Origin of the sequence: Fibrisoma montanum, from assembly GCF_003583365.1 — a bacterium.
Taxonomy (GTDB): Bacteria; Bacteroidota; Bacteroidia; order Cytophagales; family Spirosomataceae; genus Fibrisoma; species Fibrisoma montanum.
In genome coordinates this window covers 386,962-412,682 of sequence record NZ_QXED01000004.1, presented here as the reverse complement: position 1 = coordinate 412,682, position 25,721 = coordinate 386,962, and the positions used below count along the sequence as shown (strand labels likewise).

Below are 25,721 nucleotides of genomic sequence, written 5' to 3'. Positions count from 1 at the left end.
TGATTAATCGTCCTGGGTGTAAAAGCCACGTATCGAGTAGATTTACCCTTGCTCATTATTTGTTCTTTGCAACCTCCTTAACCGCTTCATAATCACTAAAAACACGTAACCACTCATGTCGACCCGAGCCCTAATCTTACTTGTCGGGACAGGTATACTGACCCTGCTGCTGGCGGCAAAACCAATCCCATTCACCAATGATGCCGATTCAGCTCCCTCCCCCAAGGCTACGAAACGGTACCTCTACGTAGCGACTCCGGGCATTCGAAACTATCTGGAATACGGCGGACACGGTTTGCTGGTCTACGACATCAACAACCAGCACCGGCTGGTAAAGCGTATTCCGCTGGCGGGACTGGGTCCGGACGGCAAACCGCTGAATGTGAAAGGAATCGCGGTCAGTCTGGCTACGCAATGTGTTTATGTCAGCACGATCAATACGCTCCAATGCGTCGATCTGACTACGGAGAAACTGCGCTGGGAAAAACCGTACGAAGGCGGCTGCGACCGCATGGCCATCGCTCCGGACGGCAAAACCATCTATGTGCCGTCTTTTGAGAAAGAGCACTGGCACGTTGTGGACGCGGCTTCGGGCGATGTCCTCCGCAGGATTGTCACGAATTCGGGGGCGCACAATACCCTGTGTGGCCCCGATGGTTCACGAGCGTACCTCGCCGGACTTCGCTCGCCCAATATGACAGTGGTCGATACCCGTAGTCGTACTACGCGGCAGGTAGGGCCGTTCAGTGCCAGCATCCGCCCGTTTACGATAAACGGCCGCCAGACGCTGCTGTTCGTCAACGTCAATGATCTGCTGGGCTTTGAAGTAGGTGACATCACAAGCGGGCAGAAACTCCACCGGGTTGAAGTCAGTGGGTTTCAGAAGGGCCCGGTCAAACGGCACGGTTGCCCCAGCCACGGCATTGGCCTGACGCCGGATGAAAAGGAGGTATGGCTGGTCGATGCGTTTAATCAACGTATCCACATTTTCGATGCCGGCCTGATGCCACCGAAGCAACTGGAAAGCATTCCGGTACGGGATCAGCCCGGCTGGATAACCTTTAGCCGGGACGGCCGGTACGCCTATCCATCGACCGGCGAAGTGATTGACGTAAAAACGAGAAAAACACTGGCGACCCTACAGGATGAGAACGGGCAGCCGGTGCAAAGCGAGAAAATGGTAGAAATTCAGTTCGATGGCCCCAAGGCCATGCAGGCCGGCGATCAATTCGGTATCGGGCGAGTAACGGGCGAGGAGAAATAGTACGTTGAAGATGGTGTCACACCGGACACCATCTTCAACGACGAACTTAATTCTTATCAAACTGGATCGCTACCCACTGCCGGTCGGTCGGCATTTTGTGCGTTTCGTTCCAGACGAACATGGCCTGTTCCAGGGCGGCATTCAGGTTGCGCTGGGTTTGCCGACGGGTAATATTCAGCCGGCGGCTCATCGTTTCTTCGTAAATCAATTGCTGTTTGTCGTTGTAAAAACGAACGGTGCAGTGGCGGTCTTTGGGGTTCCATTCAACGACCCACGAACCCTCCCGGGCAATGATTGGAAATTTCCTGGCTGCAGGAGTTTGAGCTTGGCTTGTGAGCGAAACGGTTGCAAAAAAGGCGGCCAGTACGGCCAGGCGGAGGAAAGCATTCGGTTTCATGGCATTTGCGTTTTGGGTGCGTGTTGTATTTGTCGTTAACTGAATCAAAAGTAGAAACACAATCAACACTCCGCCGGCAATATCGCCCAACGTGGTTTGGCGACCGCCACATAGCTCTCCGTTGGCTATCAATGACTTTCAGCGCCTGAACAGGCTGTTCGGCGACGATCGGACGCCGTTTGTCGACAAACTGGCCGGTTTGTAGGTCAGCGTCTTTCGTTTGTCTATCTTCGGGTTAGTAATCAGCAGGTTTATGCAACTTCTGAACAAAGATTTTGTCTTCTCCAATCAACGGAAAGATTGGCTCCGCCGACACGGGCTGTTCTGGCTGACCTGGGCTCTGTTCTTTACGTTTACCTACGGCTTCATACCCGCCGGCCACCTGATTCGGATGGGGAATCCGTGGCCCAAAGCCTACGCATTGGGTTTCCTGATGTCGAGCATTGATTCGGTATTATTCATGCCGGCTCATATGCTCTTTACCTACGCCATTATCTACTGGATTATGCCCCGATACCTGTTCAGGGGCCTGTACGGATGGTCGATAATCACCCTGATAGTAGTTACCATTACTACGGCTGCGACTTCGGCTGCGTTAGCCGAATTTATTGTTGACCCACTCCGCTTATGTATTGGGGCGCCCCTTTCCCGCAACAACCTCATCAGCGGTCTCCTGGCCGGTATGCGTGGCGGCATAACCATTGGCGGGTTTGCCGCAGCCATCAAGCTGGTAAAAGTCTGGTACCAGAAGCAGGAAGCGTATCAGCAGATCGAACGCGAAAAGCTGAACGCTGAACTGCAATTGCTGAAATCGCAGGTGCACCCGCACTTTCTGTTCAATACGTTGAATAACCTCTATGCCCTGACGCTGCGAAAATCAGACCGGTCGCCGGCGGTCGTACTGAAGTTATCAGAACTGCTGAGCTACATGCTCTACGACTGCAACGCCCCGGAGGTGCCGGTCGAGAAAGAGATTACGTTCATGCGCAATTACATCGGGCTGGAGCAGCTACGCTACGGCGACCGGCTCGATATGTCCGTCACGATTTCGGGCGATTACCAGAACAAGCTGATTGCCCCGCTGCTGCTGGTGCCGTTTCTCGAAAATGCCTTCAAACATGGCACCAGTGAGCAACTGGAACAAGCCTGGATGCACCTCGACCTTTCGGTGCAGGGCACTACGTTAAAGTTCAAGCTGATCAACAGCCGGGAAACTACCGAACACGACGCAACCTACGTAGGCGGCATCGGGCTGCTGAACGTAAAAAAGCGCCTGCACCTGTTGTATCCCGACCGCCACGACTTGCGGATTACGGCCGAAGATGAGACCTTTATGGTGACGTTAACCCTGGAATTATATCCTGTCAGAACGCCTTTCCAGCCAGCCATCAGGCTGGCGGAAGCGGTATAAGTAATCAGTTTGCGGTTCGCTGGTTGTAATTCCCGGAGCTACTCTGACCAACAAACCACAACCTACAAACAGAAATAGTATGACCATACGCTGTCTTCTCGTCGACGATGAACCCCCTGCGCTGGAAGTGATCGAGTCGTACATCGACATGGTGGATGGCCTCGAAATCGTCGGCAAATGCCACAATGCCATTCAGGCGTTCAGTAAGCTCCAGGAAACCCAGGTGGATCTGATGTTTCTGGACATCAAGATGCCAAAACTGCTCGGAACGGATTTTCTGCGCAGCCTGCGTCAGCCTCCCAGGGTGATTTTTACGACCGCCTACCGCGACTACGCCCTGGATGGCTACGAACTGGATGTTGTTGATTACCTGCTCAAACCCATTTCGTTCGAGCGGTTTCTGCGGGCAGTTTCGAAAGTCATGAAGTCGGAGCCAATCCAGGTTGGCACCAGCCACACGGCCGCCATTGCCATTCCGCCCGTCGAGAAATCAACGACCGCCACAACGGCCAATACGTTTCTGTACTTCCGGGCCGACCGCAAGATGGTAAAGGTGTTCACCCGCGACATTCTCTACGTCGAAAGCCTGAAGGATTACGTCAAAATCATCACGACGAACGCCAAACCGCTGTTAGTCAAGCAAAGCATCAGTTCGCTGGAAGCCATGCTCCCGGACGCTGATTTTGTCCGTATCCACCGGTCCTATATCGTTGCCATCGACAAAATCACGGCCTACACCCCGACGCATGTGGACGTAGCGGGTCAGGAACTGCCGATTGGCCGCCTGCATCAGAAAGACGTCGGCCGGGTGCTGAAAGTGGGCATGGAGTGAGAAGGACGCTGATCGCTTTGGTGACATTACTGATGAACAGGCCCAGCAGGCGCTGATGTATGCTCAGTAGTTTTTTGCACTAACCCAGTCATACATTAACAAGTTAGTCAACCTCTTGCCTTAGTCTTATCCCTGCTATGCCCTCGCTTTCCCGCCGTCAATTCCTTACATCGTCTGCACTCGTGGTGGGCAGCGTTGTTATCCCTGCCGTATCCGCCTTTCAGTCAGGGTCGAAACCCCTGCGGCTGGGCGGCCCTATCTTTCTGAAAAGCGACGATCCGACTGAGCTGGCGCGGGAACACCGGCGGCTGCGCTACAGTGCCGCCTACGTACCGAAGGTCGACCTCAACGATACGACCAGACTGGCAGCCATTCAAAAAGCGTTCGCGGCTGAGAACGTGTTGATTGCGGAAGTAGGCGCCTGGGTAAATATGCTGGATCAGGATGCAGACAAACGCAAAAAGAACCTGGCCTACGTAACCGACCGGCTGGCCCTGGCCGAAGCCGTTGGTGCCCTGACGTGCGTAAACATTGCCGGATCCTACAATCCCATTAACTGGGACGGCCCCGATCCGCGGAATCTCGGCCAGGCGTTCTTCGACGCTACGGTCGAAAACTGCCGGAAAGTAATCGACGCCGTGAAACCCAAACGGGCCAAATTTGCCCTCGAAATGATGGGCTGGAGCCTGCCTGATGGCGCGGATTCATACCTGAAATTTATTAAAGCCATTGACCGCCCGGCCTTTGCCGCCCACATCGACGTAGCTAACATCATCAACTCGCCCGATCGGTTCTACAACAACACCGCTCTGATCAACGATACATTCCGCAAGCTGGGGCGCTGGGTGGTGTCTGTCCACGCCAAAGACATAGTCGGCAAAGACGGCCATTTCGCTGAAACCATGCCCGGACGCGGTGGCATGGACTACCTGACGTACCTGCGCAACGTGACGGCCTTACCCCGCGAAATTCCATTGATGCTGGAGCACCTGCGCACCCCCGAGGAGTATGATGAAGCGCGGCAATTCGTTATCAGAACAGCCGACCAGGCACGGATTCCGCTGGCTTAACTCCGGATTTTACTAAACATCTGCTTCATTTTACCGACCCACTGCGGCTCCTCCAGTTCATTACTCAGCAGGAAACTGTATGGATGCAGGGCCGGTATGTGTTCGCAGACGATCCGAATGATGGCAAACAGGGGCTCAAACAGAATCATGCCCGGAATTCCCCAGATCAGTTCCCCCGCCACGACGGCAATGATGGTGAAGATAGGACTCAGGTCCAGCTCGTTCCCCATCACGAGGGGTTCAATGATGTTGTTGTCGATAATCTGAGCGCCAACCAGAATCGCAATGGTCGGCAGCAGCATATCGGGGGAGCCGTTCAGGAAAGCCATGCCCAGCGGAAAGGTCGCGCCGATAAAAGCGCCTATGTACGGTATAAGCGTTGGAATGACCGCGATGATACTCGCCATAATCGCATTCTCAAGCCCCACAATGGATAAACCAATCGCGTAGAAGGCGGCCAGAAACAGCATCGAAATTAGCCGCCCGGTCAGGTACTGCGCCGATACCTCGGTAATCTTATCGAGTGAGTCGCGCATGTCCGACCGGTTTTCGGGGGCAGCGAGCTTCAGGAAGAAATCCCGGAATTTCTCGCGCTTCCACATCAGGAAAAACATGTAGAGCACCACCAGCACGAACGACGTCAGCAACCCGCCCAGTGCCCCGACGGCGGCCGTGATGGATTGCCCGGACGACGACGATAGTTTCGAAACCTGCGCCTTTAGGGAACTGATCTGTTCCTGGGCGGTGAGCCCAAATCGCTGATGCACCCATTCCTGGGCTCTGTGTAAAACGTCCTGTAGTTTGGGCTTGATCTGCGGCCAATCGTTTGAAAACGTAACGGCCTGCGCATAAATAACCCCGCAGAAACCCGCAATCAACACGAGCAGCAACAGGATACACAGTAACGTAGCACTAATGCGGCTTATTCCCCAGCGTTCGAGTCGATGGCTCACCGGCATAAACAACATCGACAGCACGATGGCAAACGCAAGCGGCACCAGAAACGGCCGGCCGAAATACAGAATGATAATGACTAAAACCCCAAATAGAAGGGCACCGTTAACCTGATAAATTGAAACTCGTTTATTCATACGTTGCAGTCACCTGATTCTGACAGGTCCACGCGTGGTCCTGGCGACCAGTAAAAGGCGCGTACAGGCGTGGTCAGGTTGGCAATAAACTACCAGCGGTGCAGTGTTACACCACAACATCCCGTTTATTTATTGACGGGAGCCGCCTTGATCCCGTTTGGTCAACCTACGGTGCTTTTCGGTACACTACCCGCTGCACATTATCCACCGAGTAGCTACTGACGCCGTTAGTAGGATTACTGAGTTTTTTGCCGGACGTAACCTCAAAAATCAGTTCACGGCCCCGAAGCTCGTACGTAGCGGTCAGTAGAATCCCATCTACTTCAAACACGCTGTAGAGTTTGTTGCCGAACTGGTAGTCCATCAGGAGCGTTCCTTCGCCTTCGTCGGTGATAAACACACCTTTGCTGGCATCGCTGACTCGTAAAGTATAGTCTTTGGTCATCGGCCGGGTAGCCGACTGGTACTCGGTTTTCCAGGTCAGGACGCCCGGCTGACTGGCTTTGGCAATAGTTAACCGAACCGGTACACTGTCGACCAGCGCTTTCTGCCGATAGATGTACATAGTGCCGGTCCACGTACCGTGCCATTGCTCCGGCAACTGAGCACGGGCCGGTTCAACGCGAAACAACCCTATGCTCAGTAACAAGACGATTAATAGGATGCGGTAATGACCTGAAACAATGCATTTTGAATGGCTCATGCCTTAAAGATGCATGCGCTACGCCTTACCGTGCAACTGCCGGTAGCGATTGATGCCAATTTCTTTCTTTTTGACCTCCTGCGCCGGTTCGGGTTGTACTCGACTGGTAAGCGTCGATACCTGCCGGGTAAGCGAATCAATCTGCTTTTGCAAAAGGGCCACCTGTTCGTGTAATGAATTGATCTGTGTATTCATTGGTATGTCTTTTGAAAGTTCTTCTCGTATAGGTTTCTTTCAGTAGGCCTTGTTTACTGGCAGGCAGTTTCCGCCAAATGGCGTAGCAGCCCGGACTAATCCGTCAAAAACAACCCGGTTTGCCGCAATAAACCCCAGGGCATATAACCGGGAAAAAGTACAAACGCTAACGACCGTAGCCTTAGCTTTATTTTTATGTTTATACGCTTGTGTCAATTCCATACTGTTCACAATTAGTTAACAATCAACTATCTGTATAATCAGCACACGGCTGTCATACTCAGCTATATAACCTATATAAGTAATGAAATAGTTTACCCCTTATAAGAAAAGTACAAATAGTACCCAATATTTATCAGTGAAAGAACAGATTGTACAAGCGATTCTTGTCTGAGTACAGCCGTTTTTTGGAGACAGGGCCGCTGATAAGCTGTATTTTAGAGCCTGTTTTACAACGGTTGCCGCGTTACAGGCATCTTAAGGGTAAGCAACCTCATACTGATTTATCAAAAACTATGAAAACATTGTTATTGCTGGCCGGCATGCTCACGGCCATCGTATCTGTGGCCAGTGCCCAGACGTCAACGGCGTCGACGGACACCCTGTCTACCCTGGTCGGCAAATGGACTGGAACGTACGACGGCGATGATTCAGGAAATTTTGAGTTGATCCTCAATCGCGAAAGCAACAAGCTAACCGGTCAGGTCGTCATGCTGCCGCTCGATGGCAATCGGTACCCGATCAATCTGAAATCGGCCAGCTGGCAGGATGGTAAGCTTTCTGCCAGCTACACAGACCCCAGCGCCGGCAACGATGTCAACTTTTCGGGTCAGCTGGCCGACCCCGGCATGAAAGGAACCTGGAAAGCGAATGGCGGTCAGGCATCCGGTACGTGGCAGCTCAGGCGGGCGGATAAATAAGAACGCCCTGCAAACCGACAGCCCGGCCTGATCTTATCGTCAGGCCGGGCTGCTGTGTTTTACTCCTCCCCTGGTTTATACGTCTTTTCAGCGTGTTGCCGGATGTCCTCAGGATAGAACCGAACCTCTTTAAACTGCCCGGCACAGTAGAGGGCGGCCTGGTCGGTAAAGTGCGGGGAGTCCGGCCGGCTTTTCTGCCCCCCCGTCACGACCGACCGTGCTTTTATTTTTGGACCAAATTCGACCACGGCCACGAAACTGTTGCCGACACTGCCGTAGCGTTTTTTGGTGCCGGGATACGTCCGGGCGCCGTAAGCCGCCAGCGATCCCCAGGCCGACGACGTGAACGCTACAGGAATACTGGGTTTTTGATCGTCAAACGTCTCGTCGATGTTTCCGGTCAGTCGCTGGAAACGGTTGACCGCACCCCAGGGTGTTTTCCAATTACCAAAGTCGCGGGTTAATTCGGTCAATACGTCGTTCAGCGCACTGATCTTCTCCGCAGCGGTGGTATTGTTGACCACGATGGCCGTGAAGCGCAGTTGATCGGGCCGTTGGCCGGCGGGTATCCGGTTGCGGGCCAGCCGTTGTATGCGTTCGCCCCAGTACGTAGCAACCGTCTGCGCAACGGAACCAACGCCGTAGCATCTGTTCCAGGTCCGCAGCGTATCGATGGCTTCGGTTACGGCCGGCGACACCGCGCCCGGATTAGCCGCAACCGTTTGATACGCCGATACCAGCGCTGGAATCAATTCCTCAAAAGCGGCCAGATACGGATCATTGGCCGCGGCAATCAGCGTATCGAGGGTGTATGCCGACCGGCGGCTCAGCACCCGAACGGCGTTGATGCCGCGGTAGTTTTCAGCATCCGGTGCCATGTAGGCCGGGTAGTTGCTTTTTGCCGGACTGCTGCTGCCCGACATGGTGAAAGGCGTCGAGTTGCAGTTCTGAATCCAGCCGCTGGCCGGGTTGAGTACCTGCACAATGTCGTTGACCGGATGCAGCCCTTTCCATTCCGTTCTGGGATTGCTGCCGTCGACGGGCTGGTTCCAGTTGAAGGTTGTATCGCGCCGGGGCATGAAATTGCCGTGCCAGTAGGCAATGTTGCCTTTCCGGTCGGCAAACACCGTATTGTTCGACGCGTTGCCGTTCAGTTTCATCACCTCCTTGTAGCTGGCGTAGTCGGTGGCCTTCGTGCGCAGGTACGACTGCGACAGCGCGTTCAGGCCGTCGTTCATCATCCGGACCGTGAGCCACTGGTCGCCCTGCTGACCGGCAACGGGGCCGTGGTGCGTGCGATAGATGGTAAACTCTTTGCGCAGGATCTTATCACCCTGTTTGTAAGGGAGCGAGACGGTTTGCGTCTGCACCGGCCGCCATTCGCTGCCGTATTTATAGTAGTACTTACCGTTCCGTTTTTCGATCGTTTCGAGGTATTCGTCCATTGAGTCGGCCTGGCTGGAAGTATGCATCCAGCCGCAGTTCTCGTTGAAGCCCTGGTAAATAAAGAACTGCCCCCACGTAACGGCCCCGTAGGCATTCAGACCGGCGTTGCTGATCATGTGCACCTCCGACCGAAAATAGAAGGACGTATGCGGATTGATGAGCAGCAGAGCGTTTTTGGTCGCGCTTCTGGATGGGGCAATGGCGAACCCATTGGACCCAACCGGCTCCCGATCTTGTTTAAAGACATCATGCTCAAGCCACGAAGTTGACCTGGTTTGAGTATAAAACCCTTTGAGCCGCTCGGCCGACACCGCACTGATGTTGCCGCCAATGCTCCCTTCGCTGAACATAAGCGGCATCCACGGCTGGAAGCGCGTCAGCAGCGCAGGCTTCACGTCCGGATGCGTAGCCAGGTAGTAGTTGGTGCCATCGGCAAACGCATCGAGCAGTTTCTTCATCCAGGCCGGGCTCTTTTTGTACTGTGCAATGGCCTGGGTCGAATCCATAAACAGCCGCGCCCGGAGGTCGTGGTACAGCGCCGATTCACCTTCCACTTCGGCCAGCCGACCGATGGCATCGATGTAGTTGGCTTCCACCCGGGCAAAGTCATCCTCGCACTGGGTGTAGAGCAAGCCAAACACCACGTCGGCATCGGTTTTGCCGTAGATGTGCGGCACCCCCCACGTATCGCGGATGATGGTAATCTGCCGGGCCTGCTGCCGCCAGCGGGCTACTTCGGCGGGATTGAACCGTTGCGCCACGGCACGATTGGCTGGCAGCCAGGCGAACAGGATAAGACAGAACAGGATCGTACGGGCAGGAAAATGCTTCATGGCATGTTAGCGGATCAATGAGTTGGTAGGTGTCGCGGCCAGACAGCCTACAAGATAAACAATAAGCCCCGATGGCAATACGTACCCACTACCCCAGCCCCGGCAAATAACCCCAGCCTACTTTGGCCAACCGTTGACTAAATCAACTCGCTGTGAGCCGGTTAGCTTTTACTTACTTTGGTTATGCAATACGTCTTTTTAGGTCTGCTTATTTTTTCGTCCGTCTGGGCAACGGCCCACTCGCTGCAGGAAACTCCTCAGCAGTCGCTGAATCAGTACGTAGCTTTCCTGAATCAGTCGACCGACGAGGTAACCAACCGCTTCCGGATGATTCAGACGTACGTTGAACAGGTGGAGCGCTACCGGGAAAAGCCCACGTTTCAGCTTCGACTCCCGTCATCCGGACCGCTGGAAGACTACTATTACAAAAAAGCGCTGGCGGCCGATGGCCTGACACCAGCCGAAAAGCAACGGCTAACCGCCGGCACACAGGCGCTCTGGCAACTGCTGACCAGTCTCGACGAAACCGGCAAAACCCTGGAAACCTACGTCCGGCTACAGGATTACCAGCGCGATACCCTCAAACAATCAGACGCCTTGCTTAGCCGGATGCAGACGCTGGCTACCCAGTTCAGCCAGGATAAAGATGCGCTTTTCAAGCAGATTCAGCGCGTTTACCGCCGGTATCAGCCATACTTGCCCGCCAATGCGTATTTGTTTACGGAGAAAGAAATGGACGACGTCCTTCAGAGTCAGAAGCAACTGTTCGATAGTTTAACCTTTTACATGAATGAAGAGGCAACCGCAGCGTGGCCCCTCAAAACGGTACAGAATAGCATTCTGACGGATGAAAAAACCCTGCTGGCCCTCGGAAAAGCAAAATCAGCGATTGAGTACCCGGCTTCGGACATGATCAACAGCTTTACATCCGCCCTGCAAACCCTGCAGGACTTGAAACGGCGGGCTGTTGACGACTACACCTTTGCTGCGCGGCAATCGGCCCGGCACGGCAATGCGTTTTATCTGTCTTTTCTGAACTACTATAACAACGATCTGCTCGCGGCCCGGCAGTCGTTTGTTCAGTATAGTACACCAGCGAAACATTTATTGAATCCGTCCAAACTAAGTCCGGTTTTTGCCCTTGAATCCCCCCGACAAACGACGCAGGCAACGGGCCGGACGCAGCCGTTCGCCGATGCAAAACCCATTGAGTTTACGATAAAACCGGCTGCGGCTCCCGAAGAACCGACTACGTTCCGGGCACTGACCAATTACGTCACGTTCATCAACGAAGCGCTCCGGCAACAGCACAAACTCCAGATGCTGCTGCGGAATTATCAATCGTCGGCCGAGTACTACCGGAACCCGCTCCGCACGCGGAAAGGGGGGCTGACGTATTCGCACGATGAATTCAAAATCCCCCTGTCCGAGCACCAGTTGCTGGTGAGCGAAAGCCGCTACGTCCCGCAGCCGTATCGGACGTCCATCAACGGTCAGGCGGAGGTGCTTCTCAACATGCTGAACGAGATGGACGGGCTGAGCATCGAACTGATCGCCTACACCACCGAAAATCAGTATTTGCTGGATGGTCTGCAGCGCTCCGATGCCATTCTGGATCGGTATATCGCCCTGTTCGATGCCTTCGACCAGAAAAAAGAACGGCTCTATCAGGATGTCCGGCGTATTCACGAAAGCTACCCGGTTGCCCGCCCAACCAGCTGGCACGTAGCCGGAAAAGCGTTGCTCCAGACCATCGACAACAACCACGACGTACTGTTTGGTATCAAGGCCTTCCTGAAAGGTGAAACCAGCCAGTTGCCGGCTACCGACAAATTAACAACCGACGCCCGGACGCTGATTCGCGACGAGTACCAGAACCTGAAAGGGCTCCAGCGGTACGGCCGCAGCAACGGCCTTTGTCCGTATTCGCCCTATGAAGACGTAGCCGAAAAATCGCTGCGGTTCGCCGAAAAATCCGGGCAGGTAAAGACGGCTGATTCGCGCACCAATCCGTTCGAATCCATCTATTACTTTTATAACAACGAGCTTATTTACGAGTATAACAAATTCAGCGAGCTGGCTAAAGCAGGGGTTTTGAAGGCCGTTAACCAACCGGATCTTTTCATCCTCCGCCGAAACTCCGTGCCGAAGCCAGCACAGCCGATCGCCGACAAACCGGAACCACCCGCTCAGCCACCGGTGGCCGTAGCCGTTCAGCAGGTGCCAGCTACCAGCGATGCACCCGCAAGGCTGGGCACCGGCGCCACCGACCCGGCCCCAGATAAGCCGGTGCTTCAGCATGATACGGTCTACGTCGATCGCACCCGCGTCGATACGGTTTTCATCGACCGGTCTGGTACGTCGACTACATCCGGTTCACTGGCGGGTTTTGCGCCTAACAACCTGGTGTTGCTGCTGGACGTATCGTCGTCGATGAATTCGCCGTTTAAGATGCCGCTGCTGAAACAATCCATCAAGTCGCTGCTGAAACTGCTGCGGCCCGAAGATCAGGTATCCGTTGTGGTCTATTCGGGGAAAGCGAAAGTGGCCCTGAAACCAACGCCGGGCAACAAAGCCGATGAAATTGCCCGGCTGATCGATGGCCTGCAGTCGGATGGGGACACCGACGGGGACGGAGGCATTCGGCTGGCTTATAAACTGGCGAATAAACACTATATCCGGGCGGGTAATAACCGAATTGTACTAGCCACCGACGGCGAATTTCCGATCAGCGACGACGTGTATCGATTAGTGGCAGAACAGGTGGGGCAGGATGTGTTTCTGACCGTCTTCACCTTCGGCCGTAACCAGATCAACAGCCAACAGCTTCGGCGCATGGCCTCAGCCGGCAAAGGCAACTACGTACACATCACGCCCGCCAACGCCCGCCAGCAGCTTGTTCTGGAAGCTCAGGCCAAGAAAGAATTATGATGCCGGAGGTCTATTAAGGTGAGTCACAGATAACCTCCTACCCTTCGATGGCAATGTTTGTCGTCCCGAAAAATGAGGGATCTCCGGGATGACAAACAAATTCATTATAACAAACTAACAATCAGTAGGCTATATTTTCTGCCAGTCATAACTCTCGCTAAAAGAATACCCGGCAATATGCCTGATACCTCCGCTAACTCGTATTATTGCGCCCGTGTGCCCGATCTGCCGGTTATTACGTTGCCTTCCTGCGGTGCGGGACAACAGCGACATGTACAAAGCCAACTTCCTTTTAGTCATTTTTTGCCTGCTGCCGTTTCTGGCTGCCGCCCAACAGGAACGACTCCGGGACGAGAATCAGATTGGGTGGTTCGTTTACAATGGCGATCACGCCCTTTCCCGCAAGTGGGAACTGCACACCGAATACCAATGGCGACGTGTGTACTGGATTTCGGAATGGCAGCAGTGGCTGGCCCGGCTAGGCGCGAATTACAGCGTCAACGATAAGATTACGGGCGGTTTCGGCTACACGACACTTGTTACGCATCCCTACGGCGATTATCCAATTGCCGACAAAGGGGTGCCTTACCCGGAGCACCGCATTTATGAAGACATTCAGATTGCCGATACCGTAGGGGTTGTGACGCTGGGGCATCGTTTCCGGCTCGAACAGCGCTGGATCAGTGATATAGCCCCGGATGGATCGCGCCGGATTGCTTCGTGGGAGTACCAGAATCGAATTCGCTACCAGATTGAAGCAACTTTACCGCTGCAAGGCCGGACGGTCAACAACCGGGAGTTTTTTGTGTCGTTCTTCGACGAGCTGTTTATCGGCTTCGGCCGAAACGTCGATTTGAACGTGTACAACCAGAACCGCATCTACGGCGGCATCGGTTATCAGTTCCGGGACAACCTGTCGGCAGAACTGGGCTATCTGAACCAGATTACGCAGCACGCCGACCCTGATCCCGTTTCGGGCAACCGGGTGTTTGAATACAACAACGGATTCCGGCTGAGCCTGAATTATAACCTTGATTTCAGGCGGTACTAGTAAATCCCCCAAACCCCTTCAGGGGCTTGGGGGATGAGATTACTTCGCAGCGGCCACGCGCCAGATCGTGTTTCCGGCATCGTCGGCCACCAGCATCGATCCATCGGGGAGCACCGTAACGCCCACGGGTCGGCCGTGTACTTCATCCCCTTCTCCATCGGCGATGAAGCCGGTCAGAAAATCTTCCGGCTTACCGGGCTGACCGTTTTCGAAAGGAACGAAAACAACCTTGTATCCGGAGAACTCCGACCGGTTCCAAGACCCGTGCTGCCCGATAAAAGCTCCGTTGTGATATTTCTGAGGGAAAGCGTCCTTATCGTAAAAAGCCAGGCCCAGCGACGCCGTGTGCGATCCCAGCGCTACATCCGGAACCACCGCCTTTTTAACCAGATCCGGACGTTCGCCTTTCCGGCGAGGGTCTACATTCTGACCAAAATACGAGTAGGGCCAGCCGTAGAATGCCCCTTCCTGCACACTGGTGAGGTAATCAGGCACCAGATTGTCGCCAAGTTCGTCGCGTTCGTTCACGGCCGTCCAGAGCTTATTAGTCCCCGGCTGCCAGTCGATTCCAACCGGATTGCGCAGCCCCGTAGCGTACAGACGTTCGCCGGAGCCATCCGGGTTCATCTCCCAGATAGCGGCCCGCTTCACTTCGTGTTCCATTCCGTTTTCACCGACGTTGCTGCCCGACCCAACCGATACGTAGATCTTGGAGCCGTCTTCGTTCGCCAGCAGATTCCGCGTCCAGTGGTTGTTGTAGCCACCCGCGGGCAAGTCTTTTATCTTCTCTCCTTTACCGGTGATCTTCGTCTGACCGGCTTTATAGGGGTAGCGCATAACAGCATCGGTGTTGGCTACGTAGAAGTAATCGCCAACGATCACCATTCCGAAGGGTTGATTTAACCCCGTCAGAAATACCTCGCGGAGTTCGGGTTTGCCGTCTTTGTTAGCATCCCGGAACAAGGTAATGCGGTTGGCGCTTTCACCCAGCCGCTGCGACTGGGCTTTTCCGCTTACCACGGCCGCGGCTTTTTTGACACCTTTCTGTTCCGTATTCGACTCGGCAACCAGAATGTCGCCGTTGGGCGCTACGTACATCCAGCGTGGGTTTACCAGATCACCGGCAAACTTCGTCACGGTAAAGCCGGCCGGGGTTTTTGGTGTTTGCCCTTCCGACCAGCCGATTACGTTGCTGAACTTTTTCGACGACTCTGTAGCGAAGGGAGCGGGGAGCTCCGGCGACGTACTGACGGTCTGCGTAGCCGCCCCTTCGGTTGTGGTCGTCTCGTCGGTATTCTTATCGTCTTTTTGACCACAGCCGTTGAGCAAACTGGCCAGGGCTACTGTTCCTGCCCAGAGTATTGTTGTGTTTTTCATCGTTGAGTTTAATCGTAGTAACACTAAAGCTCTTTAACGCCCTGAATAAAAGCATTGTTTTCGCAGCATAAATTCCATCTTGCTTATCTACGCTAATCATAAAATTTAATTTTTATTTTATATATAAGAAATTTATATATTTATGCAGTAAAGTTTCACTCAGCCATTAGCTCATGCTTACAAACTACCTGACGGTTTCACTACGTAACCTCTGGCGCAATAAGACCATAAGCGCAATTAGTATTGTTGGCTTGTCGGTTGGCTTAGCCAGCGGCTTTGTCTTATTCCTGCTCGTCAACTACATGTTCAGTTTCGACCGCTATCATCCGCATATGGATCGATCATACTGGATTGTTACGGATGTCAAACACGAGAGAACCATGGAAACCGATGCCGCCCCGCGACCACTGGCTGAGGTGTTGCGCCGGAAGTATGCGTTCGTAGAAAGCGCCGTTCGACTTGAAACGTTCTTTGGCCGAACAATCAGCGTCCCGGATGGCCGCGGCCGCTTTACCAAGAAGTTCAACGAAGCCAGAAACCTCTGTTATACTGAGGCTCAGTATTTTGACCTGTTTGGTGTTGAATGGGTAAGTGGAGACCCAAAGACAGCCCTGGCAGCGCCCAACACCATTGTGATAAGTGAGCGGTACGCTCAAAAATACTTTGACAACGCCCCTGCCATGGGTCGGACGTTGCGATTAGACAACCGCATTAATCTTACGGTGACCGGCGTCATCAAAAACCCACCGCCAAACACACAGCTTCGCTATGATGCGTTTGTTTCCTACGCAACAATTCCGGTGTTGGAAAGCAAACAAGCTTTAGATGACTGGCAGGGGCTGCAGGCCATGTGCTTTGTGCTATTACGTGACGGCGTACCCGCCCAACAGTTGAACAACGCCATACCGGGCATCCGTCGCACCTACTACTCGCCTAAAGATGCCGCCATTTTCGACTTTCATGTGCTGCCGCTCGAAGACCTGAATCACAAGCGGAGTGGTATGGCTCCCCGGCCTATCTTATACGCCTTGATTGCTGTAGGATTACTTCTGGTCATGGCCGCCTGCATCAACTTTATCAATCTGGCTACGGCTCAGGCGCTAAAACGCTCCAAAGAAGTTGGTGTTCGCAAAGCGGTTGGCAGTACGCGCTGGCAGTTGATCATGCAGTTTTTAACGGAAACGACTTTGCTGACGCTATCGGCTGTTGTCCTTGCGTTGCTACTAACCCAGCTTTGTATGCCTTTAGTGAACCAAACGCTGGCCGAGCAGGTCGAAAAGCTCAACCCCGCCATTTCTATTCTCGATCTGGCGAAACCCAAACCCATCCTCTGGTTCCTTGGCCTGATTACATCAGTGGTTTTACTGGCGGGCCTTTACCCGGCGTTTATTCAGGCCGGATTTAACCCTACGCTGGCGCTTAAGGGCAAACTTACCGCACACCAGATTGGCGGCCTTTCAATCCGCAGAGCGTTGATTGTTGTTCAGTTTACGCTTAGTCAGTTCTTTGTGCTAAGCATTCTGGTCATCATGACTCAGCTAAGACACATGCAGCAAATTGATTGGGGCTTTAAAAAAGAGTCAATTCTTGCGGTCTGGCTACCAAGAGATGGGTTAGCTCAACCCAACGTATTGCGTGATCGCTGGTTGCAGGTGGCTGGTGTGGAGCAGGTGGCCTTTTGCAGCGATCTCCCAGCTTCTCCCTACAATCGGCCAAGTCCGTTTAGCTACCACACGCATACGCAACCCGAGACCTTTGACACGCGGGTTCGGGCCGTCGATGAAAATTACGTACCAACGTTCAACCTACCGCTGGTAGCAGGTCGTAACGTCCGCGTGCAGGATACTACCAGCCGGGAAGTTCTGGTAAATGAAACGATGGTCAGGCGATTAGGTGTAGCGTCAGCGCAGGAGGTAATCGGCAAGCGGATGAACGTAAAAGACGCCGACCGGGTCATTGTGGGCGTAGTAAAGGATTTCCGCAATGGCGATACACGCGCTCCGGTTCTACCCATTACATTAATTCATGACCTTGCTCACTGTCAGATGGCTGCGCTGGCCATTACCCCGATGCACACGGAAACGGTTGGTAAAGCAGTTGAAGGCACCTGGAACGAGCTACTACCGGAAGACGTTTTTCGGTCAAGTTTTGTCAGTGATTTGATAAACAGCTTTTACGAAATGGAGCGACTCCTGGCTGGGTTAGTACAGGCGTTATCGATCATTGCGATTTTGATTGGCTGTCTAGGCTTATACGGGCTGGTTACGTTCATGGCCGAAAGCAAAACAAAGGAAATAGGCGTTCGTAAAATCCTGGGGGCGAATACATCGCAGCTCTTGTGGCTGTTTGGCCGGGAGTTTGGGAAATTGCTTGTCATAGGCTTTCTGATTGCAGCTCCGTTGGGCTCGTGGCTCATGAGCAGTTGGTTGCAAAGCTATACGTACCATATTAAGCTTGGTTGGTGGTTATTTGCCTCAACCATTGGGCTAACAGCCCTGACGACCTTGCTTACGGTAGCCCACCAGGCCCTTAAAGCCGCCGTTGCAAATCCCATTAATAGCTTACAAACCGATTAATACAGCTTCCGCTTCTTTCCAGATCATTTCAACCATATTAACTCATACCAACCCTTCAGCGCCCTCTTTTTCCCATGAAACTACTCATTACGTTACTTACCGTTGTTAGTCTATGCGCTTTCGGTCAGTCGTCCAACCGCTCGTCTGGACCTAAGAAAACCGAACTATTGTGGGACAACTACGGCGTTCCGCATATCTACGGCCGCACCGTCGACGAGATGTACTACGGGTTTGGGTATGCCCAGATGCACAACCACGCTAATCTGCTCCTGCGGTTGTATGGGCAGGCCCGCGGCAAGGCAGCGGAGTACTGGGGCAGTGAATACCTGGATTCGGATAAGATCGTGACCATGTTTAACGTACCCGAACGCGTGCAGAAGCAGTACGGCCAGCAGGACCTAGAATACCGTAACTGCCTGAACAGCTTCGTTAAAGGGATAAATGCCTACGCCAAAGCTCATCCCGAAGCCATCGGCGCTGAATTCAGACAGGTACTGCCCATAACCTCGCAGGATGTACTGGCTCACAGTCTTAGAGTGATTTGCCTGGAGTTTATTGGCGGAGGAGAAGCCGGCGCGGCCCGGGTAATGCCACCGGGCTCGAATGCGTATGCCATTGCACCGAGTAAGTCGGCATCCAAAAAAGCCATGCTGATGGCCAATCCGCACCTGCCGTGGGAAAACTTCTTTCTGTTCTTTGAAGCGCACCTCAATGCACCCGGTTTTATGGCCTACGGTGCTTCGCTTGTGGGGCAGCCTGTTCTCAACATTGCGTTCAACAATCACCTGGGCTGGACCCATACGGTCAACACCATCGACGCGGCCGACCGCTACCTGCTTACGTTGCAGGATGATGGATACGTACTGGATGGCGTTAAACAGCCGTTCGAGAAAAAGCCGATAACGTTCAAAATACGGCAACCCGATGGCCAGCTCAGGGAACAAACCATTACGTTTCGGTACAGCAAACATGGCCCCGTGATGGAGAGCAAAGACGGGAAACCGTACGCGTTTCGGTTCGCGGGGCTGGACAGTGCCTCGCCCGCGCAGCACCACTACATGGCCAAAGCTAAAAACTACCAGGAGTTTGAAACAGCGGTCAGGAAGCTGCAACTGCCGATGTTCAACATCATCTACGCCGATCAGGCGGGTAACATCCTGTATCTGTTCAACGGCAGCGTCCCTAAACGCTCCGAAGGCGACTGGCCATTCTGGCAGGGAGCGGTTGATGGTACGGCTTCCAAATACATCTGGACCGAAACCCACCCGTACCAGGATTTACCCAAAGTCTTCAACCCGCCGTCGGGGTTTGTGCAGAACGCCAACGATACCCCCTGGACCTGCACCTACCCGATTGCCCTTGACCCAAAGCAATTTGCACCGTACATGTCGCCGTTGATACCGCTCAGACTGCGCCCACAGCGATCGATCAATCTAATTAAAGACGACGCGTCCATTACGTTCGAGGAGTTAGTCGGCTACAAGCTCAATACGGGTATGGAAGCCGCGGACCGCTTCCTCGATGATTTGCTGGCGGCCGTTGAGAAGCATCCCGATACGCTGGCCGTGCAGGCAGTCACCGTTTTAAAAGGCTGGGATAAAGCCACCAATGTAGACAGCAAAGGAGCCGTTCTGTTTGCCGCCTGGTTCGATCAATTTAATCCGGGCATGACGGCTGTTCCCTGGGATCGGCAACACCCGGTCACTACGCCCGACGGATTGAAAAATCCGCAGCAAGCGGTTACCATGCTGGTGAAAGCCGCTCAGCAAGTGCGGCAGCGGTACGGCAGATTAGACGTTGCGTGGGGCGATGTAAACCGGTTTACCTTCAACGGGCAAGACTTTCCGGGCAACGGCGGCTCCGAACAATACGGCATTTACCGAACGATCTACTTTTCGCCGGAAGGTCGGGATGCCAAACAAAACAGAGCCGTTGCGGGCGACTCCTACGTAGCGGTAACCGAGTTCGGCGACAAGGTTCGTGCCCAGGTTTCGCTCAGCTATGGCAATGCCAGCCAGCCCGGCAACAAACACGTAGCCGATCAATTTAACCTGCTATCCGAGAAAAAGCTCCGTCCCGCTTTACTGGACAAACAGGACATTCTCAAGAATCTGGAAGAGAAAGAAGAACTGAGCATGGAATCGGGGCAGTAAAGGACAAGCTGCGGTGATCATTTTTTTATACATTTGGCTATGACCACATCGTGATCTGGCTTTTTATGGATGCAGCTATACAATCAGGGCTGGTAGTAAAAGCCCGCGTGGCTACCCAGTTAATTTTTCTGGTTTGCGGTCTGGGTATGTCCAGCTGGGCGCCGATGGTACCCCTGGCCAAAGACCGTTTAGCGTTGAACGATGCTAACCTGGGCCTGTTGCTGCTGCTATTGGGAGCGGGGGCCATGCTGATGATGCCCACTTCGGGTTGGCTGGTTAACCGGTTTGGCAGCCGCATCGTTATGGCCGGGGCCGCCCTGCTCATGGCGCTTGCCCTGCCCCTGCTGGTCATTCTTACCTCCCCTGTTGCCATGGCCATTACGTTGTTTCTGTTCGGTTCCAGCATCGGCACCATTGACGTGGCCATGAATGCCCACGGTGTGCAGGTGCAGAACCTCTACGGCCGCCCCATTATGTCGTCCTTACATGGTCTGTTTAGCGTGGGTGGCCTGCTGGGGTCGCTGGGGTTAGGCTTTTTGATGAAACTGGGACTGAACCCCGTCTTTGCCGCTGTCAGCATTGCCGCTTTGATGGTCATAATCACCCTGACTCAGTACACCTACTTGTTTCCCTTAGAAGTCGAGCAACGGGCGATGGCCCGCTTCTCAGCCGCCGATGAGCAGCCAACCGCAGCGAGCCGGCGATTCGACTGGTTAGACGGGCGCGTGCTGTTCTTAGGAGCAATGTGTTTTGCCGTTTTTTTGGCCGAAGGAGCTATTCTGGACTGGAGTGCTGTTTTTCTGCGGGAGACAAAAGGCGTGGAAGCAGCGTTTGCGGGAGTAGGTTATTCGGCCTTTTCGATTGCCATGGCGACGATGCGATTGGTAGGCGATAGTATCGTAGCTCGTTTGACGAGCAAAACCGTCGTTGTAGGGGGCAGTTTGCTGGGAGCAATCGGCCTGGGTATGGCCGTCTGGAGTCCCTGGGTAGCGGGGGTATTGGTCGGTTTTGTGCTGCTGGGCCTGGGCGCGGCTAATATTGTCCCTATCTTTTTCAGCGCGGCCGGCAGGTTACCGGGTATCTCACCGACCGTGAGTATCCCCGCCATCACAACGCTTGGCTATACGGGGATGCTGGCCGGCCCCGCTATGCTGGGTTTTATCGCCGATCATTTTTCCCTGAGCGTTGCTTTCGGTTTTCTGGGCCTGCTGCTGGTCGTGGTTGCCTTAAGTTATAGCGTGAACGGGAAAGCAGCTGACTAATGGCTCAGATAGGAGGCTACAACTCCGTATCCTGCTCAAACTCATTTCTTCACTGATCGTGGCGTTTCCCCGAAACGCCCCACCCGAAGCGCCTTGGATTATGTGAACGTGTCTTATTTACGGCAGTAAACGAAGACGCCCACTACGCATTTTGTGTTGGATAAGCTCCGGTTTGTATAGCGAGGACGCAGTACCATCGACCGACCTTTGTTGTGTTCTTTCATAAACGTTTTCTGCTGTATGAACACCATCAAACAAGTTGCCCTGGGTAGTCAGGGATTGCGGGTGTCGGTTGAAGGGCTTGGCTGCATGGGGATGTCGCCCGCTCCAATGGGCACAATTTACGGCCCGACCGATGATGCCGAGAGTATTGAAACCATTCACAGAGCCTCTGAACTCGGCGTCACCATGCTCGATACCGCCGATGTGTATGGCCCTTTTCACAACGAAGAGCTGATTGGCCGGGCCATTGCCGGCCGACGCGATCAGTTTGTGATCGCTACTAAATTTGGGTTTAATCTCGATGAGAACGGTACGTGGGATTTTCAGTTTAACGGCCGTCCCGACTACGTTCGTTTATCCATCGAAGGCTCGCTGCGTCGGCTCAAAACCGATTATATTGATCTATATTACCTGCACCGGCTCGATCCGAATACCCCGATTGAAGACACGGTAGGCGCTATGAGCCAACTGGTGGCAGAAGGCAAGGTTCGTTACATCGGTTTATCGGAAGTAGAGGCCGATACGCTCCGTCGGGGGCATGCGGTTCACCCCATCACGGCCCTCCAGACCGAATATTCGCTCTTCGACCGCAGTGTCGAAGAAACCGGTATGCTGCAGCTCTGCCGGGAGTTGGGGATTGGTTTTGTTGCCTACTCACCCCTGGGCAGGGGCTTTTTGTCGGGTGAAATCAAAAGCCCGGATGATTTCGCCCCGGATGATTCCCGTCGGTATTTTCCGCGGTACATGGGCGAAAACTTCTATAAAAATCTTGAGCTGGTCGACAAGCTGAAAAGCTGGGCCGCTACCAAAAACACGACGCCCGCCCAACTGGCTTTAGCCTGGGTGCTGGCTCAGGATGTGGTGTGCATTCCCGGCACGAAACGTCGGGCGTATCTGGAAGCGAACGTAGCGGCAGCGGCTCTAACGCTCACCCCCTCCGAACTGGCCGAGCTGGATGCGTTGATGCCGGTTGGCAGTACGGCAGGTGTGGCTTATCCATCCTTTAGTTAGAACAAGTTCGCAGGAATAACGGATGTATCTTTATCGTTCCTGCGAACGAATGGGTTATAGCACTATGAAAACAAAACCTGTTCCAGTTAAGGTGCTGGACACCGTAACCGAGTACACCCGGTTTTACGATCTGCCGGCCCCCCTTCACCCGTTGCTTACCGTGCTTGACTTAGGTTCTCTGCACCGGCAGCCGGTCGAAGCGATCCCTGCGACCATGCTGGCCCCGGTTGTGCAGCAGTTCTATATGGTTTCCCTCAAACAAGGCCTGGGCAGGGCAGCAATCCGGTACGGCCACCAGGCATATGATTTCAATGAGGGGGTCATGAGCTTTCTGGCACCCGGTCAGGGTTGCTGGCTGGCCAACGTAGCCAATGCCGATGAAGTAAGCGAAATATTTACGAACCTAACGGGCTGGACATTGCTGGTTCATCCTGACCTGCTGGCAAAATACCCACTGGGCCAGAAAATAACCCGGTATGGTTTCTTTTCCTATGACACGAATGAGGCTTTACACCTGTCAGCGGCCGAAGAAGTCACTCTGAACCAGCTGATAAGCACCATCCAGGCAGAAGCGGAACGACCGGTCGACGCCTTTAGCCAGGACGTACTGGTGGCTCAGATTGATTTGCTGCTTACGTATGCCGACCGGTTCTACCACCGTCAATTCCTGACCCGGCGTACCGCCGAAGTGAACCGGGAGGAGGACTCCCTGCTGACTCGCTTTGAGGCCCGACTGACGGGTTACTTTGCCCAGCAAGGGGAGCATCCGCTGCCCACCGTGCAGTCGCTGGCTAATGATCTGAACGTATCACCGGCTTACTTAAGTGATATGCTCCGATCGCAAACCGGTCAGAATACGCAGCAGCACATCCATAACGCCCTGATCGAAAAAGCCAAGCGACTGCTGATGGCCACCTCATTGTCAGTTAATGAAACGGCCTATCAGTTAGGATTTGAGTACCCGCACTATTTTAGTCGTTTGTTCAAGAAAAAAACGGGGTTGACGCCTGCCGAATTCCGAATGTTCATGCAGTAGCGGCACCGAAAGGCGACAGGCAATTACGTACCGGTCTGAACGTACACGACGACCAACCCGCAGGAACCCCAATTGCGGGACGCGGTGGCTGGAGCAAACGCTTGGTTATGGTAACCATGGCGGGTGAGCAGACCCGGCGCGAATTAATGGCCCGGCAATTTTTCCTACAATTCTGACTCTTTGCAGGGTGCGCGGGTTAAACGTCAGCCAGGTCCAGCCTTCAAATAACTCACCGGCGTCGTACCGGTCCAACGTTTAAACGCCCGCGTAAAGGCGCTCAACTCATTATAGCCAAGGATATAGGACACTTCCTTAACCGGGTACTTACCCGATTCCAGATAATGCACTGCCAACGATTTGCGGATCGAGTCGGCCAATTGCTGATACGTAACCCCTTCTTCCTGAAGCTTTCGCTGCAGACTACGGGCGCTGGTGTTAAAGTTGGCAGCTATGCCTTCCAGCGTCGGAATGCCCAGATACGCGTTGGCTAACAGATACGTGCAGATACGTTCTTTCAGCGGCTGGCGATCGTCAATAGCGTCGCGTACGGCGCTGGCCTTTTGCAGCAATACGCTTTGCAGTTCGTAGTTAGCCGTTACGATGGGCTCTTTCCAGTAGCGATCGTCGAACACCAGAGCGTATTCATCAGCCTTCTCAATCGGTTTACAACGTAGTATTCGCTCATATTCAGGGCGCTCAATCGAACCGTAAGGCAACACGACTCGCTGGGGCTTGATTCGGTCTAACACCAGGCCATCTACCTCGTGCATAACAAAGGCCAGCGATAAGTCGATCATGTGGCGAAACACAACCGGATATGCCTGCGCTTTGTCTGTATCCGGGAAAAAACGAACCGTAAAGCACTCATCACCCTGTTTGACAGCCATGCCAAATAAGTCGGTAACCAGATGCAGAAACTCGGCGGCCTGCGTCAAGGCTTCGCCAACCGTCCGGCTGTTCTGAACAATCTGGCCGACAATACCCAAAGCAGCCAATTGCATCGACTCACCTAAATGAAGCCCCAACAGCGGATCATTACTCAGGTGACTGGCATTCATCCAGAGGTCATTGACCTGCTTGGGCGTAATCGCCACGGTATCTCTCCGCCTGATTACTTCCCAATTCAGCCCCGACAGTTTACACAACCGCTCGGGTGATACGTCTTTCTGCACCGCATAGGCCAGCAAACTGTAGACAAATTGTAGCTGATACGCTTCCATGACCTTATTTTTTGAGCAAGGTAGTCCGAATACGTCGGCTGCACCAGGGGCTGGCGTAAAGTGGTAAATGATTGGCGTAAACGGGTAAGAAACAGGCACAGCGGCCAGAATACCTTTGTCACATCATCAAACACAGAGTAATCAGCCCCTTAAATGCCATGAAAACGCAACAAACCATCTATCCTGTCGCAGTCGTGACCATAGCCTTGTCACTCACGCTCAGCAGCCAAAGCCAGGCACAAACCGTCAGTGCGACTGCCTTATCAGCAACCAAGCCAACAACCATACATCAAGCAAAACCAAACAACATGGAAAACCAAGCCGCACAAACCGTCAAAACATTTTTAACCGCCGTTCAGAAAGGCGACCAAGCCACCCTGGGCGCGTTGATTCACCCAAACATCCGTTGGAATCAGCCCGGCAGCAACCGCTTCTCCGGCGCTAAACAGTCAAACATGGAAGTCTTCCAGATGGTCGGTGGCATGTACGAGGCATCGGCTAATACGTTACAACTAACCGACATCAAACAATTGACCATCAACGGCAACAAGGTAGCCTGCCTGATTCACTGGAAAGCCGTGCAGCCGGGTGGCGGTGTGCTGGATGTCGACAACATTGATGTGTACACAGTCGAGGACGGCAAAATTGTCGAAGCCATGATTTACTCGGAAAACGTGGCTCAGGAAGATGAATTCTGGGGTAAGTAATTGATGGCTCAAC

The 25,721-nt window shown here is 53.7% G+C and carries 20 protein-coding genes; 13 read left to right on the top strand and 7 right to left on the bottom strand.

Annotated features, from left to right (window positions below):
- The first annotated feature begins 115 nt into the window (after nucleotides 1–115).
- Nucleotides 116–1,264: a YncE family protein gene (locus DYU11_RS15690; RefSeq protein WP_119668640.1), complete on the top strand. Its 1,149-nt coding sequence runs from the start codon at nucleotides 116–118 to the stop codon at nucleotides 1,262–1,264.
- Nucleotides 1,265–1,310: 46 nt separating this feature from the next.
- On the opposite strand, the gene DYU11_RS15685 is transcribed toward DYU11_RS15690, so the two are convergent.
- Complete coding sequence (locus tag DYU11_RS15685; protein WP_147367947.1) at nucleotides 1,311–1,661, bottom strand: hypothetical protein; 351 nt, start codon at nucleotides 1,659–1,661, stop codon at nucleotides 1,311–1,313.
- A 253-nt stretch (nucleotides 1,662–1,914) separates the two neighbouring features.
- Here DYU11_RS15685 and DYU11_RS15680 point away from each other — a divergent pair, with 253 nt between their 5' ends.
- The 3 genes from DYU11_RS15680 to DYU11_RS15670 all read left to right on the top strand — a co-directional run bounded on the left by DYU11_RS15680 (nucleotide 1,915) and on the right by DYU11_RS15670 (nucleotide 4,974).
- Entirely contained in the window at nucleotides 1,915–3,072 is a 1,158-nt protein-coding gene (locus tag DYU11_RS15680) for a sensor histidine kinase (RefSeq protein ID WP_119668638.1), read from the top strand.
- 79 nt (nucleotides 3,073–3,151) lie between these two features.
- Entirely contained in the window at nucleotides 3,152–3,904 is a 753-nt protein-coding gene (locus DYU11_RS15675; protein ID WP_119668637.1) for a LytR/AlgR family response regulator transcription factor, read from the top strand.
- Between the two features lie 137 nt (nucleotides 3,905–4,041).
- Nucleotides 4,042–4,974, top strand: a complete 933-nt coding sequence (locus DYU11_RS15670; protein WP_119668636.1) for a sugar phosphate isomerase/epimerase family protein — start codon at nucleotides 4,042–4,044, stop codon at nucleotides 4,972–4,974.
- On the opposite strand, the gene DYU11_RS15665 is transcribed toward DYU11_RS15670, so the two are convergent.
- The 3 genes from DYU11_RS15665 to DYU11_RS33235 form a co-directional block, all read right to left on the bottom strand.
- Entirely contained in the window at nucleotides 4,971–6,065 is a 1,095-nt protein-coding gene (locus DYU11_RS15665; protein ID WP_119668635.1) for an AI-2E family transporter, read from the bottom strand. The two genes, DYU11_RS15670 and DYU11_RS15665, sit on opposite strands and share 4 nt — an antisense overlap.
- Before the next feature lie 166 nt (nucleotides 6,066–6,231).
- Nucleotides 6,232–6,768: a hypothetical protein gene (locus DYU11_RS15660; RefSeq protein ID WP_119668634.1), complete on the bottom strand. Its 537-nt coding sequence runs from the start codon at nucleotides 6,766–6,768 to the stop codon at nucleotides 6,232–6,234.
- Nucleotides 6,769–6,786: 18 nt separating this feature from the next.
- On the bottom strand, nucleotides 6,787–6,963 hold the full coding sequence (locus DYU11_RS33235) for a hypothetical protein (RefSeq protein ID WP_158600294.1): 177 nt from the start codon (nucleotides 6,961–6,963) through the stop codon (nucleotides 6,787–6,789).
- A gap of 515 nt (nucleotides 6,964–7,478) precedes the next feature.
- On the opposite strand from DYU11_RS33235, the gene DYU11_RS15650 reads away from it, so the two are divergent.
- Nucleotides 7,479–7,883, top strand: coding sequence for a hypothetical protein (locus DYU11_RS15650; protein ID WP_119668632.1), 405 nt, complete (start codon nucleotides 7,479–7,481; stop codon nucleotides 7,881–7,883).
- Between the two features lie 59 nt (nucleotides 7,884–7,942).
- Here the strand turns inward: DYU11_RS15650 and DYU11_RS15645 are convergent, their stop codons facing one another.
- Entirely contained in the window at nucleotides 7,943–10,162 is a 2,220-nt protein-coding gene (locus DYU11_RS15645) for a penicillin acylase family protein (RefSeq protein ID WP_119668631.1), read from the bottom strand.
- Nucleotides 10,163–10,345: 183 nt separating this feature from the next.
- Between DYU11_RS15645 and DYU11_RS15640 the strand changes: the two genes are divergently transcribed.
- Both DYU11_RS15640 and DYU11_RS15635 read left to right on the top strand, forming a co-directional pair.
- Nucleotides 10,346–13,093 (top strand): vWA domain-containing protein, encoded by a 2,748-nt coding sequence (locus DYU11_RS15640; RefSeq protein WP_119668630.1) that lies wholly within the window; start codon nucleotides 10,346–10,348, stop codon nucleotides 13,091–13,093.
- A 253-nt stretch (nucleotides 13,094–13,346) separates the two neighbouring features.
- Complete coding sequence (locus DYU11_RS15635) at nucleotides 13,347–14,144, top strand: DUF2490 domain-containing protein (RefSeq protein ID WP_229365861.1); 798 nt, start codon at nucleotides 13,347–13,349, stop codon at nucleotides 14,142–14,144.
- Between the two features lie 39 nt (nucleotides 14,145–14,183).
- On the opposite strand, the gene DYU11_RS15630 is transcribed toward DYU11_RS15635, so the two are convergent.
- Nucleotides 14,184–15,521 carry a PQQ-dependent sugar dehydrogenase gene (locus tag DYU11_RS15630; protein WP_119668628.1) on the bottom strand — a complete coding sequence of 446 codons (1,338 nt, stop codon included), beginning with the start codon at nucleotides 15,519–15,521 and terminating at the stop codon, nucleotides 14,184–14,186.
- A 173-nt stretch (nucleotides 15,522–15,694) separates the two neighbouring features.
- Here DYU11_RS15630 and DYU11_RS15625 point away from each other — a divergent pair, with 173 nt between their 5' ends.
- The 5 genes from DYU11_RS15625 (at nucleotide 15,695) to DYU11_RS15605 (ending at nucleotide 23,781) form a co-directional block, all read left to right on the top strand.
- Nucleotides 15,695–18,097 carry an ABC transporter permease gene (locus tag DYU11_RS15625; RefSeq protein WP_119668627.1) on the top strand — a complete coding sequence of 801 codons (2,403 nt, stop codon included), beginning with the start codon at nucleotides 15,695–15,697 and terminating at the stop codon, nucleotides 18,095–18,097.
- 74 nt (nucleotides 18,098–18,171) lie between these two features.
- On the top strand, nucleotides 18,172–20,250 hold the full coding sequence (locus DYU11_RS15620; RefSeq protein ID WP_119668626.1) for an acylase: 2,079 nt from the start codon (nucleotides 18,172–18,174) through the stop codon (nucleotides 20,248–20,250).
- Between the two features lie 65 nt (nucleotides 20,251–20,315).
- Complete coding sequence (locus tag DYU11_RS15615) at nucleotides 20,316–21,512, top strand: MFS transporter (protein ID WP_119668625.1); 1,197 nt, start codon at nucleotides 20,316–20,318, stop codon at nucleotides 21,510–21,512.
- Between the two features lie 240 nt (nucleotides 21,513–21,752).
- Nucleotides 21,753–22,745 carry an aldo/keto reductase gene (locus DYU11_RS15610; protein WP_119668624.1) on the top strand — a complete coding sequence of 331 codons (993 nt, stop codon included), beginning with the start codon at nucleotides 21,753–21,755 and terminating at the stop codon, nucleotides 22,743–22,745.
- Between the two features lie 64 nt (nucleotides 22,746–22,809).
- Nucleotides 22,810–23,781, top strand: a complete 972-nt coding sequence (locus tag DYU11_RS15605; RefSeq protein ID WP_229365859.1) for a helix-turn-helix domain-containing protein — start codon at nucleotides 22,810–22,812, stop codon at nucleotides 23,779–23,781.
- 203 nt (nucleotides 23,782–23,984) lie between these two features.
- On the opposite strand, the gene DYU11_RS15600 is transcribed toward DYU11_RS15605, so the two are convergent.
- The gene (locus DYU11_RS15600) at nucleotides 23,985–25,001 is read right to left on the bottom strand and encodes an AraC family transcriptional regulator (protein ID WP_119668622.1); all 1,017 of its coding nucleotides are present in this window, start codon (nucleotides 24,999–25,001) and stop codon (nucleotides 23,985–23,987) included.
- Nucleotides 25,002–25,159: 158 nt separating this feature from the next.
- Here DYU11_RS15600 and DYU11_RS15595 point away from each other — a divergent pair, with 158 nt between their 5' ends.
- Nucleotides 25,160–25,708, top strand: a complete 549-nt coding sequence (locus DYU11_RS15595) for a nuclear transport factor 2 family protein (protein ID WP_119668621.1) — start codon at nucleotides 25,160–25,162, stop codon at nucleotides 25,706–25,708.
- The last annotated feature ends 13 nt before the right edge of the window (nucleotides 25,709–25,721 follow it).

Bases quoted from the DNA above. Each gene is read 5' to 3' on its own strand.
- DYU11_RS33235 (WP_158600294.1), bottom strand. From the start codon at position 6,963: ATGAATACACAGATCAATTCATTACACGAACAGGTGGCCCTTTTGCAA.
- DYU11_RS15605 (WP_229365859.1), top strand. From the start codon at position 22,810: ATGAAAACAAAACCTGTTCCAGTTAAGGTGCTGGACACCGTAACCGAG.
- DYU11_RS15610 (WP_119668624.1), top strand. From the start codon at position 21,753: ATGAACACCATCAAACAAGTTGCCCTGGGTAGTCAGGGATTGCGGGTG.
- DYU11_RS15690 (WP_119668640.1), top strand. From the start codon at position 116: ATGTCGACCCGAGCCCTAATCTTACTTGTCGGGACAGGTATACTGACC.
- DYU11_RS15670 (WP_119668636.1), top strand. From the start codon at position 4,042: ATGCCCTCGCTTTCCCGCCGTCAATTCCTTACATCGTCTGCACTCGTG.
- DYU11_RS15595 (WP_119668621.1), top strand. From the start codon at position 25,160: ATGAAAACGCAACAAACCATCTATCCTGTCGCAGTCGTGACCATAGCC.
- DYU11_RS15685 (WP_147367947.1), bottom strand. From the start codon at position 1,661: ATGAAACCGAATGCTTTCCTCCGCCTGGCCGTACTGGCCGCCTTTTTT.
- DYU11_RS15625 (WP_119668627.1), top strand. From the start codon at position 15,695: ATGCTTACAAACTACCTGACGGTTTCACTACGTAACCTCTGGCGCAAT.
- DYU11_RS15660 (WP_119668634.1), bottom strand. From the start codon at position 6,768: ATGAGCCATTCAAAATGCATTGTTTCAGGTCATTACCGCATCCTATTA.
- DYU11_RS15620 (WP_119668626.1), top strand. From the start codon at position 18,172: ATGAAACTACTCATTACGTTACTTACCGTTGTTAGTCTATGCGCTTTC.
- DYU11_RS15650 (WP_119668632.1), top strand. From the start codon at position 7,479: ATGAAAACATTGTTATTGCTGGCCGGCATGCTCACGGCCATCGTATCT.
- DYU11_RS15675 (WP_119668637.1), top strand. From the start codon at position 3,152: ATGACCATACGCTGTCTTCTCGTCGACGATGAACCCCCTGCGCTGGAA.
- DYU11_RS15615 (WP_119668625.1), top strand. From the start codon at position 20,316: ATGGATGCAGCTATACAATCAGGGCTGGTAGTAAAAGCCCGCGTGGCT.
- DYU11_RS15680 (WP_119668638.1), top strand. From the start codon at position 1,915: ATGCAACTTCTGAACAAAGATTTTGTCTTCTCCAATCAACGGAAAGAT.
- DYU11_RS15640 (WP_119668630.1), top strand. From the start codon at position 10,346: ATGCAATACGTCTTTTTAGGTCTGCTTATTTTTTCGTCCGTCTGGGCA.
- DYU11_RS15600 (WP_119668622.1), bottom strand. From the start codon at position 25,001: ATGGAAGCGTATCAGCTACAATTTGTCTACAGTTTGCTGGCCTATGCG.
- DYU11_RS15645 (WP_119668631.1), bottom strand. From the start codon at position 10,162: ATGAAGCATTTTCCTGCCCGTACGATCCTGTTCTGTCTTATCCTGTTC.
- DYU11_RS15630 (WP_119668628.1), bottom strand. From the start codon at position 15,521: ATGAAAAACACAACAATACTCTGGGCAGGAACAGTAGCCCTGGCCAGT.
- DYU11_RS15665 (WP_119668635.1), bottom strand. From the start codon at position 6,065: ATGAATAAACGAGTTTCAATTTATCAGGTTAACGGTGCCCTTCTATTT.